The 16,297-nt window shown below is 55.2% G+C and carries 9 protein-coding genes; 2 read left to right on the top strand and 7 right to left on the bottom strand.

Annotated features, from left to right (window positions below):
* Positions 1 to 113 precede the first annotated feature (113 nt).
* Positions 114 to 1,757, bottom strand: a complete 1,644-nt coding sequence (locus tag IB226_RS10285) for a methyl-accepting chemotaxis protein (protein ID WP_192235127.1) — start codon at positions 1,755 to 1,757, stop codon at positions 114 to 116.
* A 289-nt stretch (positions 1,758 to 2,046) separates the two neighbouring features.
* Here IB226_RS10285 and IB226_RS10280 point away from each other — a divergent pair, with 289 nt between their 5' ends.
* On the top strand, positions 2,047 to 5,313 hold the full coding sequence (locus tag IB226_RS10280; RefSeq protein ID WP_192235613.1) for an autotransporter outer membrane beta-barrel domain-containing protein: 3,267 nt from the start codon (positions 2,047 to 2,049) through the stop codon (positions 5,311 to 5,313).
* 85 nt (positions 5,314 to 5,398) lie between these two features.
* On the opposite strand, the gene glgX is transcribed toward IB226_RS10280, so the two are convergent.
* From glgX to IB226_RS10250, 6 genes are all read right to left on the bottom strand, one after another.
* Positions 5,399 to 7,471, bottom strand: a complete 2,073-nt coding sequence (gene glgX / locus IB226_RS10275; protein ID WP_192235126.1) for a glycogen debranching protein GlgX — start codon at positions 7,469 to 7,471, stop codon at positions 5,399 to 5,401.
* Between the two features lie 35 nt (positions 7,472 to 7,506).
* Positions 7,507 to 9,993, bottom strand: coding sequence for a malto-oligosyltrehalose synthase (treY, locus tag IB226_RS10270; protein WP_192235125.1), 2,487 nt, complete (start codon positions 9,991 to 9,993; stop codon positions 7,507 to 7,509).
* Positions 9,990 to 11,774: a malto-oligosyltrehalose trehalohydrolase gene (gene treZ / locus IB226_RS10265; protein ID WP_192235124.1), complete on the bottom strand. Its 1,785-nt coding sequence runs from the start codon at positions 11,772 to 11,774 to the stop codon at positions 9,990 to 9,992. The genes treY and treZ overlap by 4 nt, the downstream gene beginning before the upstream one ends.
* A gap of 594 nt (positions 11,775 to 12,368) precedes the next feature.
* A complete protein-coding gene (gene proP, locus IB226_RS10260) occupies positions 12,369 to 13,808 on the bottom strand; it encodes a glycine betaine/L-proline transporter ProP (protein WP_101761326.1) in 1,440 nt (479 codons plus the stop codon).
* A gap of 200 nt (positions 13,809 to 14,008) precedes the next feature.
* Complete coding sequence (locus tag IB226_RS10255; RefSeq protein ID WP_192235123.1) at positions 14,009 to 14,899, bottom strand: oxidoreductase; 891 nt, start codon at positions 14,897 to 14,899, stop codon at positions 14,009 to 14,011.
* Positions 14,900 to 15,041: 142 nt separating this feature from the next.
* Positions 15,042 to 15,791 carry a DeoR/GlpR family DNA-binding transcription regulator gene (locus IB226_RS10250; RefSeq protein ID WP_192235611.1) on the bottom strand — a complete coding sequence of 250 codons (750 nt, stop codon included), beginning with the start codon at positions 15,789 to 15,791 and terminating at the stop codon, positions 15,042 to 15,044.
* Positions 15,792 to 15,919: 128 nt separating this feature from the next.
* On the opposite strand from IB226_RS10250, the gene IB226_RS10245 reads away from it, so the two are divergent.
* Positions 15,920 to 16,279, top strand: a complete 360-nt coding sequence (locus IB226_RS10245) for an NUDIX hydrolase (RefSeq protein ID WP_192235122.1) — start codon at positions 15,920 to 15,922, stop codon at positions 16,277 to 16,279.
* Positions 16,280 to 16,297: the final 18 nt, after the last annotated feature.

Below are 16,297 nucleotides of genomic sequence, written 5' to 3'. Positions count from 1 at the left end.
GAGAGTTTAGGGAGATTATGACAGCGTTTGCCTGGCAAAGGCTGCGTGGTCGCCATGATTGGCGACCCAGCGTTTTCGTAGGGTGCACATGTATGCGCACCGGCTAAATCAGCTTAAAAACTCTGCCAATCCGCATCATTCACCACCGCAACGCGCGAGGGTTTAACGAATGAAGCCGTACGCACCACAGCCTGCTTTTGCTGAACTTCGCCAGCCGCCGCGACATTGAATTTACCCACCAGCTGATTCAAATTCCCGGCCTGTTCCTGCAGCGATTGCGAAGCGGCAGAGGCTTCTTGCACCAGCGCGGCATTCTGCTGCGTAACGTCGTCCATCTGATTCACCGCTTGCTGCACCTGCACGATGCCCTGACTCTGCTCGACAGCGGCAGCGGCAATCTCTTCCACCAGTTGGCTTACCTGATGAATGGCATCGTTCATCACGCTCATATTACGGCCTACGTCGCTGGCCTGCGCAGCACCGGCTTCGGTCAGACGATGTGACTCTTCGATTAGCGTTTTGATTTCGCGCGCGGCGGTGGTTGAACGTTGCGACAAGTTGCGCACTTCACCGGCGACTACGGCGAAACCTTTGCCGTGTTCACCGGCACGCGCGGCTTCAACGGCGGCGTTCAGCGCCAGAATGTTAGTCTGGAAGGCGATGCCTTCAATGATCGAGACGATTTCCGTCACTTTGCGCGAGCTACCACGAATGTTATCCATGGTTGAAAGCATGGTGGTCAGTGATGTGCTGCTCTTCTCCGACAATCCGCTGGCGTTAGCGGCAAGCTGACTGGCCTGGCGCGTGTTATCGGCGGTTTGACGCACGGTTTCACTCAGCTCGGTCATGCTGGCCGCGGTTTGCTCCAGCGATGCCGCCTGTTGCTCGGTGCGTGATGAGAGATCTTCATTGCCCGCGGAAATCTGTACCGATGCGCTGCTCACTGATTGTGACGCCTGACGCACCGAAGAGAGCGCGCCTGCAACGCGTTCCATCAGGACGTTAAACGAGTGCGCCATGTTGCCCACTTCATCACGACGGCTCTCATCTGCTTTCAGCGTTAAATCGAGGTTCTCGCTGGCAGTCATCATCACTTTGCCCGCAGCAGACAAGCTGCGACGAATGCGCAATACGGTGAACAGCGACAGCACGCCAAAAATCAGCACGGTGGCGATAACGCCGGTGATGGTGGTCCATAACACGGAGTGGAACGTGCTGCGGTTGGTGGCGCGCAGTTCATCGCCAATGGCGATATTCAGCTGCAGCTGTTTTTGATAATCGCTAATCAGCTGGCGAATGGCGGCTCCGATACCGGTTTGTCCATCAATCAGCTTGAGGCTGATATCATTTTGATGCGCACGCGAGGCGGTGATAAATGGCGCCAGTGCGGCGGTGACGTGCTGAATATTGGCATAAGCGACTTCGGTTAAGCGCTTATCTTCATCGCTGGAGATATCGTGCGCCATGTAGTAATCGGTCTGCGCCTTCAAATCCGCCAGCTGTTTCTGGATCTCGTCCTCAATAGCCGGCATTTTGCTGTCGTCGGTCTGGCTTTTGTGTTTGTAGAGCGTTAACGCCAACTGGTTACTGCCATCAATCAGTTTCCCCAGATCTTTGATCGAGGGAATCGCATTGGCCTGTACATATTCAAAGCGATCCTGAAAACCAGAGAGTAAGGAAATGGCGAGTATCGCTTGCAGGATGATGGCGCCAAACAGTATGGAAAAGGTGGCAAACAGACGTTGAGAGATGTTCATTTTATTATCCTTAATCTTAAAGCGTCCCGGCAAAAGCCGCGTAGGGAAGAGGGCAGATTAATAACCATCGGCAGATTGAGGAAATTAGTTAATTTTTTTATTCAGGGTTTAAGTCTTCAACTGGTTATCACGCTAATTTTTAACATTTTTGCCTGATACCAGTGCTGTATTGCGTCGGATAAGTAAAGGACTACAAAACTCCGCGCTCCCTCCGATATTGCCTTACAGACCCGCTCTCTATCATTTCGGAAATCGTGAAAGTTTCTGAACTTAGAGAGAGTAAAATCCCATGAATAAAATATTCCGTGTGATTTGGCATGCTGCAACGCAGCGTTATGTGGTGGCCTCGGAGCTGGCTAAGGGCAAGGTTAAATCCCATTCCTCTTCGGTGTTAACGCCGTCCGCAAGCAAAGCCATGGCGTTAACCGGTGTGGCGCTGGCGATTACAGTGGCTCTGCATGCTACAACGGCAATCGCTGCCAGAACCATCATTGCTAATGGCAATCCGGTCATTGTAAATAATCAGGATATTGTAGGTGCGGGAACCGGCGAATATGTGCGCGGCGTAAGCGCCACAAATAATGGGACAGTTGATTTCACCACTGGCACCATCACCACTTCAAATACCTATGGGCACGGTGCATTCGCAGATACTGGCGCTGGGGTGACCTTAAAAGATATCGATATCAAAGCCTCTGCAGCCACGTCGCATGGACTCTATGCGCGCGGTGCCGGCTCTATCACTGGTGACGGTATCAATATCATTACATCTGGCAAAGGTTCATACGGGGTCCAAACCAGCGATGGTGATATCACGCTGACTAACGGCACCATTAAAACCAGCGGAGCCAATTCCTTCGGTGCGTTTGCGGCAGCGGGTGCTGGGCATCTTTCCATCAGTGATAGCAGCATCAGTACCACGGGCGATGGTGCTCATGCGGTCAACGCCACTGGTGGCGAGATAACAATTAACAATAGCGTCATCAAAGCAGAAGGCCACATGACTAATGGCGTTAAGGCCGCAGGAAACGCCAGCGTAGTTAATGTTAATAACAGCGAGATCAGCACGGCGGGCTCATCCTCCGAAGCGGTATATGCGCAAAACGGCGGTACGGTTAATCTGACTAACACCAATATCTTTACCGATCGCATTAATAACTACGGTCTGCGTGCCAATGGAGGCAATTCAGTGGTGAATTATGATGGCGGCACCATTACCACCACTGGAGGTACAATAACGGTTCAGGCATTCAATGGCGGGGCATTAAATATCCGTAATGCCACCATTAACGGTGGAGCAACAACAGTTGATGCTTATGCAACTGGCGCAATTAATCTCGATAACGTCATTATCAATAATGATGGGTCAATGGCGACTAATGCGGCGGGTGTGTTTGTTCATGGTGTAGGCACAACGCTGAACGCCAAAAATGTCCAAATTAATACTACGGGAACCAATATCTTCGGTATTCAACTGGTTGGTAATAACTCAACGTTGGAAAATGTCGAAATTAACAGCGCTGTCAGAGGCTCCGGCCTGCAGGCATACGACGGCAGTCATATTGTTGCAAATAATTTGCGCATAAATATTCAAAGCCAGGAAGGGTTGGACATCTCCTCTGGTCTTACCATGAGATCAAATGGTGGCGACAATAACGTGGCGATGGAAAATTCCCAGATCGTTATGCAAGGCACGAATAGCGCAGCGTTACTTTTCAAATCTACAGCTAACAATACTAATAACTTGTCACTGATTAACAGCGCCGTCACTGCCAGTGAAGGCATCGCCATGAAAGTCACTGATACGGCGAATGCACAGGTGACCGCCTCTGGTGCTTTATTATCCGGCGCGACGCTGTTATCCACTGGCGTTAGCAGCACAGGCACGGTTAGCAATGTGACATTGACCGGTGATAACGGCTCAGTATTTAACGGTGATGTCATCATCGATCGCGCCAACACCGCGACTAACATCATCAACCTCGATAACAACTCCGTCTGGAACGGTGCGACCAGCTCACTGGAAAATCTGAATCTGGCGAATGGCAGCCAGTGGAATGTTACGTCGAGCTCTGCGGTGGATAATCTGACGCTGAATAACGCCACGCTGAATATGACCGCACCCGGCACCGGCTTCAGCCAGGTGACCTTGAGCAGCCTGAACAGCACCAACGGTACCATCGACTTCAAAACCCATCTGATGGATGACCACTCAGAGACCGATCACCTGCACATCACCGGTGATTACGCCGGTAACAGCAACGTGGTGGTGCAGAACGCCGGCGGCACCGGCGCGCAAACCATCGATGGTATCGAGCTGATTCGCGTCGATGGCAACGTAAACGGTACGTTCACCCAGCAGGGCCGTATTGTGGCCGGTGCTTACGATTATCATCTGGTGCAGGATGCCAATAAATGGGTACTGGAGAGCAACAGCAACAACGTGGCACCGGGCAATCCAGGCAGCAATCCGGTTAATCCTGGCGATCCTGACAACGGCTCCGGCACGCCAGGCGATGATACTGGCACGCCAGGCAGTGGCTCAGGTAATGCGGGCGATGTGGGCAAGCCGGTTAAAGGCTTCCCGATTACGCGTCCGGAAGCGGGCAGTTATGCGGCTAACCTCGCTGCGGCGAATACCTTATTTACCACCTCGCTGGATGATCGTCTGGGTGAGACTCACTACATTGGCGCAGACGGTAAGAAACACGCCACCAGCTTGTGGTTGCGTAACGCAGGTGGACACACGCGCTTCAGCGATAGTTCCGGCCAGCTGAAATCCACCGGTAACCATTATGTGATGCAGTTAGGCGGCGATATCGCCCAGTGGAGCAGTAATGGTGCGGACCGCTTCCATCTGGGTGTCATGGGCGGCTACGCTAATGCGCAAAGTAACACACACTCCAACGTGACGGGTTACACCGCAAAAGGTCAGGTGCACGGTTACAGCACGGGCGTTTACGCGACCTGGTTGCAGGACAACGCTGACAAGACCGGAGCTTATGTAGACAGCTGGATGCTCTACAACTGGTTTGATAACAGCGTGAAAGGTGATGGCATCGCGGAAGAGAGCTACAAATCGAGAGGCATCACCGCGTCAGTGGAAGCCGGTTACAGCTTCAAAGTCGCGGAGATGAGCGAGCGTTCCAGCGTCTATCTGCAGCCGAAGGCGCAGACGACCTGGATGGGCGTGAAAGCGAAGGATCATCAAGAGCAAAACGGCACGCGCGTGGTGGGTGAAGGCGACAACAACCTGCAAACGCGTCTGGGTGTTCGCGCTTACATCAAAGGCCACAATGCCATTGATGATGGTAAAAACCGCACCTTCGAGCCGTTTATCGAAGCCAACTGGGTGCACAACACCGAAACCTTTGGCAGCAGCATGAATGGCATCAGCGTGCAGCAAGCCGGAGCGCGTAACCTCGGTGAAGTGAAAGTGGGTGTCGATGCGAAGCTGAATAAAACCGTTAATCTTTGGGGCAATATGGGTCAGCAGATGGGGGATAAGGGTTACAGCGATACCAGCGCGATGGTGGGCGTGAAAGTTAATTTCTGACAACACAAATCGCGTGAAGAATCGCGCCGCTACGAATGCGTGCATGCTGCCGTAGCGGCGCAATTTATTGTGCAAATTTATATAATTACGGCCTGCGGAACAGCGCCATACTGCGGCCTTCCAGTTCGAAATCCTTCTCTTTGGTAATCACTAACCCTTTCTCAACGCTGTCAGACGTCGAAAGCTCCAGCACCCAGCCGCCTTCACCAAACTGTGGAATACTGAACGGCACATTGCCTTGATACGGATTAAACAGCATCAACACGTCATGCCAGATGCCTTCTTCCGGCTCTAAATCCGGGCGACCGAGATACACCCCGAGCGTGGTGCCATCATCCCATTGATCATCCTGCTGGAAGCCGCCACCGGCGTTAAACCATTTGATTTCCATACCATCGCGCCAACTTTCACGCCGCAGCAACGGTTGTTGAGCGCGTAACGCCAGAATATGCCGGGTAAAGTCGCGCAGTGCATCAGCAGAAGGCGGCAGGTTTTCCCAATGCAGCCAGGAAATTTCGCTGTCCTGGCAGTAGCCGTTATTGTTGCCGAGTTGACTGCGACCAAACTCATCACCCGCCAGCAACATCGGCGTGCCGTGCGAGAAAAGCAGCGTGGCGAGGAAGTTGCGTTTCTGCCGCTCACGTACCGCGTTGATGCCTTCATCGTCCGTTGGGCCTTCCGCACCGTAATTGTACGAACGGTTCTCGTTGTGGCCGTCATTATTATCTTCACCGTTGGCTTCGTTGTGTTTCTCGTTGTACGAAACCAAATCGTTGAGCGTGAAGCCATCGTGCGCGGTAAGGAAGTTAATGCTGGACCAGGGACGGCGACCGCGCTGATCGTAAAGATCGCCAGAACCGAGCAGGCGCGCGGCGAAGTCATTAGTGACCATGTCACCTTTCCAGTACTCACGCACCGTATCGCGATACTTATCGTTCCACTCCGCCCAGCCCGGCGGGAAGCCGCCAACCTGATAACCGCCCGGCCCGATATCCCACGGCTCACCGATCAATTTCAGTTTGGACAACACTGGATCCTGCATGATGGCATCGAAGAAGCCACTACGCTGGTCAAAGCCTTCTGGTTCACGGCCCAGCACGGTGCCGAGATCGAAACGGAAGCCATCAACATGCATGGATTCGGCCCAATAACGCAGCGAATCGAGAATCATCTGCAGCACGCGCGGATGCGACGTATTCACGGTGTTACCGGTGCCGGTGTCATTGATGTAGTAGCGATGCTGATCCGGCAGCGTGCGGTAATAAGAGTAGTTATCAATGCCTTTAAACGACAACGTGGGGCCGAGTTCATTGCCTTCGGCGGTGTGGTTGTAAACCACGTCGAGGATCACTTCGAGGCCAGCATCGTGGAAGGCGCGCACCATATCGCGGAAGCCCTGAATCCCGCGCGGACCAAAGTAGCGCGTGGCCGGGGCGAAGAACGCCAGTGTGTTGTAGCCCCAGAAGTTTTTCAGACCGCGATCCAGCAGATGCTGATCGTCCGGGAAACCGTGCACCGGCAGCAGCTCCACGGTGGTTACGCCCAGGCTTTTGATGTAATCGATCGAAGCCTGATTGCTTAGACCGTCGTAAGTGCCGCGCATCTCTTCGGGCACCGCCGGATTAAGCTGGCTAAAACCTTTAACGTGGGCTTCATAAATGACCGTTTTCGACCACGGAATATTCGGTCGATTAGCATCCTGCCAGTCAAATTCATTGGGATCGATGACCACACATTTGGGCGTAAACGGTGCGCTGTCGCGGGTATCGAAACTCAAATCCTTATCTTCATGCAGCAGGTCATACGCGAAGTGCGACTCGTCCCACTGCAATTCGCCCGCCAGTTCGCGTGCGTAAGGGTCGAGCAACAGTTTGTTAGGGTTAAAGCGATGGCCATTTTCCGGCTCGTACGGGCCGTGCACGCGATAGCCATAGAGCGCGCCGGGCTGCAAGCCGGGAATGTAACCGTGCCACACTTCATGGGTGTATTCCGGCAAATCGAAGCGGGCGATTTCGTTTTCGCCGCTCTCATCGTACAAACACAGTTCGACTCGCTCAGCGCAGGCCGAAAACAGCGCAAAGTTCACGCCCTGGCCATCATAGTTAGCGCCAAGCACTTGTCCCGAACCTGCTGTAATTTCTAGAGGCTTACTTGTCATCCATTATTCTCCACACAGATTAATCGGGTAATGCATCAGCTGCTCAGCAGCACTAACGGCGCACTTGAGGCCGCCTCATCCAGCGCGATGTAATCGCCAATCGTCACGGTTTCGCCACTCCATAAGTTGCGATAGTGACGATGGGCGAGTGACTCGGGCAGTACCACTTCGGTTTGCGTCCACTGCGCGTTGTCAAAACTCAGGCGCGGCAGAATGACCAGCAGCGCGTGGTTACTGTCCTGACGCGCAAAGGCGATGACTTTCTCCTGATGTTCACCGCTGACGTCCAGCGGCTGATAATCGCCCACGCGGAACAGTTGCGGATAATCGCGGCGCAGATGCAGAAGGCGTGCAATCACCTGTTGTTTTAGTTTGCCGCTCAGCCAGTTTTGCGCGTCGTTAAAGTCAGGCGAAGCGGACTCTTCAAGCTGCTGCTCCAGCAGCGCGAAGTCCGGCGTGCGGCGGTTGTCGGGATCGACCAGGCTGAAATCCAGCGCTTCGCTACCCTGATAGATATCCGGCACGCCCGGCGCGGTGAGTTTAATTACCGTTTGCGTCAGGCTATTGATTAATCCGGCCTGAATAAACGGTTGCAACGCGTGGCTGAAGTCGCTGAGGAACAACTGATTGGCCGGTGAAAGAAGATGACGCGCGTAATCCAGCACCGCTTTTTCGTAGGCTTCGTTGCTTTCTGCCCAGTCGGTACGCAGTTTGGCTTCGCGTAACGCTTTTTCGACAAAAGGAATAAAGCGCTCTTCGAGTTGGCTGGCATCCTGCGGCTGCAAGGTGGTCGGCCACACGCCGGCTAACGCCTGATACAGCATCCATTCCACTGCCGGTTCCGGCGCGGCGCCATCGTCCAGTTCCACCACCTGCGCCTGATTAATCTGCCGCCAGCGCGCTACGTGTTCCGCCCACAGCGCGGGGGCTTCGCTTAGCGTATACAGCCGCGCACGCGCATCTTCACCACGCTTGGTGTCGTGGGTTGAGGTGGAAGAGATGCCATCGGGCTGCTGTTGCAGCCGCGTTTGCATCTCGCTGTGGAAATGCGCCAGCGAGAAGGCGTGCGGCAGCGGTTCTGCGCCCACTTCATTGATGGCTAACGCGACGTGATTGCGGAAGAACAGCGTGTCTTCCACCGATTTCGCCATCAGCGGTCCGGTCAGCTGCTGGAAGCGCATGCGGAATTCGTGCGCGTCTTTTTCGCTCTCTTCAGAAACCGCGCCCAGCAGCATCGCCTGCAGCAAACTCAACACCGTTGGCGACGCGCTGTTTTTCACCGTTTCCAGCACCTGTTGCAGCAGCTCTTCGCCCTCAAGCGGCATGCCGTCCTGCTGGCCGTAGGTGCGATACACCGGGAAGGCGATGAGGATTTCGCGCAGTGCGACGTGCAGTTCCGCTTCGCCAAGGTTGCGATGTTCGGAACCGGCAATCTGCGTCGCCAGCTTAAGCAGACGCGCAAACTCACCGGCGAAATTGCGGTCAACCATCAATTCACGCGCCACGCGCAGTCCGCCTTCAACGTCGTTGCGTTGTCCGGTGGTGGCTTCATAGGCGAGATGCAACGTGTCGATCTGCGAATCATCCACCAGCGCGTGCGACAGCGCGGCAATAAATTCGTAGCCGGTGGTGCCGGAAATCGGCCAATCGTCAGGGATCTTTTCTCCTTCGGCGAGGATCTTTTCCACCGTGATGTAGCAATCCGGGCCGGTGGCCTGGCGCAGCTGACGCAAATAGCCTTGTGGATCGGCAAGGCCATCAACGTGATCGACGCGCAGGCCGCTGACCGCACCGGAGCGCACCAGTTCAAGAATCAGCCGGTGGGAATCGGCAAACACTGCTTCATCTTCAACGCGCACGCCGACCAGACCGGTGATCTCAAAGAAGCGGCGATAAGAGAGCTCGCTGCGTGCATCGCGCCAGCTGATCAAACGCCACGGCTGCTGCTCATGCAGTTCAGCAATCGCTTTGGCTTCAGTCATCGCCAGCACCTCGTCGGCGCGATCCTGCCAGCTGGCGGGCGTCAGCGGGTAAAAGCTGTCGTAATACGCCAACGCGGGATGGCCAGTTTGCGGATGCGCTTTAATGCTCAGCTCACCGTTTTCCAGCACGTTCTCGAAGCTGTCGCCGAGAAACGGCAGCGTCAGGCGGCGCGTCCAGTCGATATCAAAATGATTGGCATAGCGGCTGCTCTCGCCATACTCGATCACATCACGCCACCAGGCATTCTCCAGCGAGGCCGCCATGTGGTTCGGTACGATGTCGAGAATCAAGCCAATCTCCGCGTCCTGCAACGCCTCAACCAGACGATTAAAGCCGTCGCGGCCGCCAATCGCCGGTTCGATCTCATTGGCATCGATGACGTCGTAACCGTGGGTGGATTCGGCGGTGGCGCTAAATATCGGCGACGCGTAAAGATGGCTGATGCCAAGGCGTTGCAGATAGGGCACCAGCGCTGCGGCGCGATCAAACGTCATGCCGTTGCGAAACTGAATACGATACGTCGCGGTTGGAATACTCATTTTGTTGCTCCCTGATCCAAACGCACCACGATGGCGTTTTGTGATAATGCTTCAGTTTCTTGCGGCCAGGCGAAAATCGTGCGACCTGGCGTGGCGGGTAAAGGTTGCGTCTGCTTGCCGATATTCAGCGCCAGCGACAGTTCGCCCTGTGGGAAATGCCAGCTGACGGCCACAAAGCCTTCAGCGGTGGCGAGCACCTTGCCGCTGTTGCCGCCCGCATCGGCCAGCAGCGGCACGATATATTGCTGACGCAGCGCCAGCAGCTCGCGCGTGAGCGCCAGCCAGCTCTGGCCTTCAGGCGTTTGTAACTTATCCCAGTCAAGTTTTGAGCGGGCAAAGGTCTGCTCGGCGTTGGGATCCGGCACCTCTTCGTCATGCCCGGCGTGCCCGGTGAACTCCTTCGCGCGCCCTTCACGCACCGCTTTGGCCAGATCGCCGTGGAAATCGGTGAAGAACAGGAAGGGATTCGTTTCCCCATACTCTTCGCCCATAAATAGCAGCGGAATATGCGGCGACAGCAGCAGCGTCGCCAGCAGCACTTTGGTGCGATCGCTGCCCGCCAGGCTGAGCAAACGATCGCCCTGCGCGCGGTTACCCACCTGATCATGGTTCTGGATGAAATCAACAAACGCCACCGGCGGCTGGCTGGCGCTCGGCACGCCGCGCCGCTGCCCACTCTGCGGTGAAAGTTCGCCCTGATAAGCAAAGCCTTCAGTCAGCACTCGCGCCACCAGCTTCTCCGGCACGTCGGCGAAATCTTCGTAATAGGCGTGAGTTTCACCGGTTGCAAACACGTGCACCGCGTTGTGGAAATCATCGTTCCACTCACCGGTAAACAGCGGCGCGTTGCCCTGTTTGTCGCGCGGATGCAGGAAGATAACGTTGCGGCAATCTTCGGTGGTGAGATGAATAGGGCGCTCGGGAATGTCCTGACGGATGCGTTCGGCAATCTCAATCAGCGCATGCTTACTGGAGCTGTCTTCAATCTGGTCAATGGCATCAAAACGCAGGCCATCAAGATTAAATTCCTGCAGCCAGTAGAGCGGTGCTTCGACAATGTAGCGCCTCACAGCATCGACATCATATGCAATGCCCGCGCCCCATGGCGTCATGCGTTCCTGGTGGAAAAACGCTGGTGCCAGCAGCGGCAGGTAGTTGCCTTCCGGACCAAAGTGGTTGAGCACGATATCCAGCACCACCGACAAACCGTGCGCGTGCGCGGCATCGATAAAGGCTTTGAAATCATCCGGCGATCCGTAAGCCGCATGCGGAGCGTAGAGCAGCACGCCGTCGTAGCCCCAACCGCGATTGCCACCAAACTGCGACACCGGCAGCACTTCCAGCTGCGTGATGCCTAATTTGGCCAGCCACGGCAATTTAGCTATCGCCGCCTGGAAAGTGCCTTCGGGCGTGAAGGTGCCGATGTGCATTTCATACACCACCGTTTCATGCCACGGACGACCTTGCCATTCGGTGTGCTGCCAGCGATAGCTTTGCGGATCGACCACCAGTGAAGGGCCGTTAACATCAGCCTTTTGCGCACGCGCGGCGGGATCCGGCACCACCGTGCCATCGTCCAGCACAAAGTTATACTCTGCACCGGGCGCCACGCCGCTGACTTGCAGCTCAAACCAACCGTCGCCTGCGTCGAGCATGGCGGTGTCGTTATCGGCAAGTCTTAAGGTGATGTGCTGCTGCCCTGGTGCCCAAACACGAAAACGGACGCTGTCATCAGCAAGAATCTCAGCGCCCCAGGATTTTTCAAATGATCTGAATTCCATTCAATTGCCTCGTTTAGCCCACGCAGGGGCAATGGACGACATCAAGCGATTCGCTACTGGCTGAAAACGATAAATAATTTGGGATGAAAGTTAGGTCGGACAACAAATCATAGTCGATATTTTGGCGTTTTCTGGCGCGCGCGAGAGGATTTCAGGCGGGTTTAAGAAATTATCGAGTTAGCGGGGGATTTTTACGCTTCGGTTAGATGAGGTCGCCATGAATGGCGTAATGCTGCTCAGTTAAGCGCCGAGCGACTTTCGTTCGCCCTATGCTGAGGCAGTTGCAGTATCTTCGTGCGGCGACCGAGCAGAGGACGCCTGGCCGCGCCCTCTGCACTCCCGGGCCTTACGCCAGCCCAACCCGCCGCTGCGCGGTGCCTTCACTCATTCACGATTCCTGACGGACCGGCGGCGATTCGCTCCTGCTCAGCGCCACCTCTCGCCGCATCCCTGCGGCTCGCCCTGGAATCCCTCATTCGTTCAGCGGATTGGGATGTCGCCTCAACATCCGCGCTGCAGCAGTCGTGCGTATTCTTAATTCAAAATCGCTTTAAATCCCGCAGGACTGCGGACCTTGTTAATGCCGACTCGAACCTAAGCCGGTTTATGCTTAACCTTACGTTTACGCAATTTATCGATCAAACGATGCGCTTCCGCTTCTGTTGCCACCGCAGGCGATGAACCTTTGAGCGGTTTGCGGGCCGTTTCACTCAAGGTCAAAACCGTCAGTAAACCAATAATCCCGGCACCGATCATGTAATACGCCGGCATCAGATTATTGTGCGTGGTATCCACCAGCCAGGCGGTAATCAGCGGCGTGGTGCCACCAAATAGCGAAACCGATAAGTTAAAACCAATTGCCAGCGCGCTATAACGAATATCGGTGACAAATAGCGCCGGTAACGTTGCCGGCATGGTGCCGCTGAAACAAGTATGCAATAAGCCCAGAATCGCCAGTCCGGCAAACACCAGTAGCATATTGCCGGAACCAATCAACATGTAGCTCGGAATCGCCAGCACGATTAAGCCTAACGCGCCTAAACCAATCACCGGACGGCGACCAATGCGGTCGGTGAGATAACCCCACATTAACGTCAGCGGCATCATGATAAACATAATCACCATCACCAACATCAGGCCGGATAATTCACTCATTCCCAGCACGCCGGTTAAATAGCTCGGCATATAGGCGGTCAGCATATAATTGGAGACGTTGAACAACAGTACCAGACCAATACATTTCAGCAGCGGTTTACGTTGATCGCGCAGCATCTGCCACACGCTCAGGCGCGGCTTGTTGTGCTCCATCTCTTCGCGCTTATCCATGTGATCTTTAAACGCGGGCGTCTCTTCCAGCTTTAAGCGGATATACAAACCGAACAGACCCAACGGCGCGGCGAGGAAGAACGGCACACGCCAGCCCCAATCCATCATGGTTTGATGCGGTAAGAAAGCGATCATTGCTGTCACCAGGCTGGCGCCCAGCAGATAGCCACCCAGCGTACCGAACTCAAGGAAGCTACCCATAAAGCCGCGACGTTTGTCGGTGGAGTATTCCGCGATAAAGGTCGCGGCACCGCCATATTCACCGCCGGTGGAGAACCCTTGCAGCAAGCGCGCCAGCAGCAGCAGAATCGGCGCAGCGATACCAATGCTGGCATAGCTCGGAATCAGACCGATACAGAACGTACCGATCGACATCATGATCATGGTCAACGCCAGCACCTTCTGACGTCCAATGCGGTCGCCGAGTGGGCCAAACACCATGCCGCCAATCGGACGCACCAAAAACGCCGCGGCGAAGGTACCGAACGAAGCGATCAGCTGCGCGGCAGCGCTGGCATCGGCGAAGAAGACCTGGCCAATGATAACGGCGAGATAGCTGTAAACGCCGAAGTCAAACCACTCCATCGCATTACCCAATGCGGCGGCACCGACCGCGCGTTTCAGCAATTTGTTGTCGATAACGGTGATGTCATCAACGGTTAAGCCACTGGCTGTGGCTGAGTGTGTTGTATCCGTTCCTGTGCTCATAAATTCCCCAGTTGAGAAAATGGCGCGATCTTATAGCTTTCGCAGCCGTAATTTCATAAATGGAAAAGAAAGCTATAAGAGGCAGAAGAAGCGCAAACCCTAGTAAAGATTTTAACATCTCGCAAGTTGGCAGGATAAAACACGGGTAGATGGGACGGTTGAGGGAGGTCGCCATGGATGGCGACCGTGAATGTAGATGATCAGCCTGGCCCCTCACTACCGGCCGCCAGCAGCGGCACAATCACATCGCTGATTGGTGTGGGAATACCGCGCGCCCGACCATAACGCTGCACGACGCCGTTGCGGATATCCCACTCCAGCGGACGGTCGGCCTGACGGTCGGCAAGGATCGAGGTGCCTAAATCAGTCGGTGCGCGGTGGAAGCGTTCTACAATCTCCTGCGGCACCTCATCTTTTAACGCGGCACCTTCAGCGCGCGCTACCGTCAGGCACTCCTGCAAATAGGCCAGCGCCAGCGCGCTGATGTCGTCGCGCTGGAACATACCCGCACGACGATTCGACAGCACCATTAAACCGGCAACCGCGTTTTGCAGCAGTTTGCGCCAGGCGATGGTCAGGAAATCGGCGGAGAGATCGACCGCGCAGCGCGTGTCGCGCAGTGCCGCAACCACCAACTCAGCGTGCGACGTTTCCGGTAGTGTCAGGCGCGGCTTTTCCCGCAGCCACACCGAGGCGTCCGGTTCGCGCTGGGCCGGGAACCACACCACCGATGGCAGCACGGTCGCGCCATTGACATAGGGCGCGAGTTGGCTTTTCTGCTCCACGCCATTCTGCAGCGCGCACACCACGGTATTTTCATCACATAGCGCCGCCAGCCATGGCGCGGTATCCTCAACCTGGGTGGTTTTCACCGCCACAAACACCAGATCGAACGGTTGCGCGATCTCGGCGGGATTGGTGAGCACCGGGCCGGGAACAATAATTTTGCCGCTGTCGTGACGCAACTCCAGCTGCGGATGTGCGGTACGCCCGCAAATCGTGGGCGTGCGTCCAGCTTCATGCAGCGCCGCTGCGATGGTGGTGCCAATCGCGCCCGGTCCAATAAGGGCGATGGTGGGATTCTCAGACATCTTATTAAGCTCCTGATTATCAAAATGCTTGCAGGGATCGTAGCGGCGCAATTCATTGCGCGATAAATCGCGCCGCTACGGGATAGGCTTTGATTGGAAAGCGTACGATGACCTTAATTGTTTAGCAGCGAAGAATAGCCGTTTACAGCACAGTTATGTGCTTTTTCCGCAGCAGTTGGCACATTTCGTCATCGGGTTGAGCATCAACGATCAAGGTGCTGGCCAGTGATAATTCGCCGATGGCAAACGCCGAAGCGGAATTCAGCTTCTCATTCGACACCATCACCACCGTTTCCGCCGCGCGTGCGGAAAGCGCACGTTTCACCCCGGCCTCTTCGTAGTTGCCAGTGGTTAATCCCGCCGTTTTATGCACGCCGGTCACGCCCATGAAGAACAGATCGGCACTAATCCGCGCAATGCCTTCCAGCACCGCCGCACCCACCGCCACCACCGAATGGCGATAGAGCAGGCCGCCAATCATGATCACGTCAACCTGCGGATAATCCACCAGCGCCACGGCAATGCTTGGGCTGTGCGTCACCACGGTAAATGCCAGATCCGGCGGCAGCAATTTCACCATCTCGGCGGTGGTAGTGCCGCCATCGATAATCACTACCTGGCCGGGCTGGATTAGCTGGACCGCTTTCTGCGCGATAAGGCGTTTAGAGCTAATCTGCACGCTTTTGCGTGTTTCAAACGGTGCGATAGCGGCAGAAACCGGCAGCGCACCGCCGTGTACACGTTGCAGTAATCCTTCGGCGGCTAGCTCACGCAGATCGCGGCGAATTGAGTCTTCCGACACCGCAAAGCGCTGGCTAAGCTCGCTCGACATCACCTGTTTTTCTTCGCTCAGAATGGCGAGGATGTGCTGTTTACGTTGGCTGGAGAGCATTATTTTCTCATTCATGTTTTTGCTTGTATCTGCACGATTATGCATGTTAGCGTAGGTTTTGTCACCTATCGCCGGGCAAATCGTGCAAAAAACGCTTGCCCACACCATCGAACCTTTGGAGAAATTCAATGTTGATTCTTATAGCAGGGCCCGTACGCAGCGGCACCAACGGCAATCAAGTGTTAATTCATGAAAACATTAAGAAATTAGACCAGATTGCCCTGCAGGTCTACCAGCGCGGACATACGCCGGTGATTGGTGAGTGGCTGGCGTTGCCGCTGGCGAGCGCCGCCGGTTCGCAGACAATTGGCGATGAAATCAGTGAATCTTTTCTCTATCCGGTGGCGCATCGTTTGATTCACTGTTGCGATGCTATTTTACGCATTCCGGGCGCGTCGCAGGGGGCTGATAACGATGTGCGGATTGGCAAGGAGCGGGGGATGGCGATCTTTACCCAACTGGATGAGATTCCGGTGATTGAGAGTTAGATTAAGCGTGGTCGCCAT

Source organism: Pantoea sp. PNT03, from assembly GCF_014852515.1.
Classification (GTDB): domain Bacteria; phylum Pseudomonadota; class Gammaproteobacteria; order Enterobacterales; family Enterobacteriaceae; genus Pantoea; species Pantoea leporis.
Note: the sequence above shows the minus strand (reverse complement) of the source record. Positions and strands in the feature narration are given on the sequence as shown.

Excerpts from the sequence above, each read along its gene's own strand:
- IB226_RS10245 (WP_192235122.1), top strand. The coding sequence starts at position 15,920 with ATGTTGATTCTTATAGCAGGGCCCGTACGCAGCGGCACCAACGGCAAT.
- IB226_RS10250 (WP_192235611.1), bottom strand. The coding sequence starts at position 15,791 with ATGCTCTCCAGCCAACGTAAACAGCACATCCTCGCCATTCTGAGCGAA.
- treZ (WP_192235124.1), bottom strand. The coding sequence starts at position 11,774 with ATGGAATTCAGATCATTTGAAAAATCCTGGGGCGCTGAGATTCTTGCT.
- treY (WP_192235125.1), bottom strand. The coding sequence starts at position 9,993 with ATGAGTATTCCAACCGCGACGTATCGTATTCAGTTTCGCAACGGCATG.
- proP (WP_101761326.1), bottom strand. The coding sequence starts at position 13,808 with ATGAGCACAGGAACGGATACAACACACTCAGCCACAGCCAGTGGCTTA.
- IB226_RS10280 (WP_192235613.1), top strand. The coding sequence starts at position 2,047 with ATGAATAAAATATTCCGTGTGATTTGGCATGCTGCAACGCAGCGTTAT.
- glgX (WP_192235126.1), bottom strand. The coding sequence starts at position 7,471 with ATGACAAGTAAGCCTCTAGAAATTACAGCAGGTTCGGGACAAGTGCTT.
- IB226_RS10255 (WP_192235123.1), bottom strand. The coding sequence starts at position 14,899 with ATGTCTGAGAATCCCACCATCGCCCTTATTGGACCGGGCGCGATTGGC.
- IB226_RS10285 (WP_192235127.1), bottom strand. The coding sequence starts at position 1,757 with ATGAACATCTCTCAACGTCTGTTTGCCACCTTTTCCATACTGTTTGGC.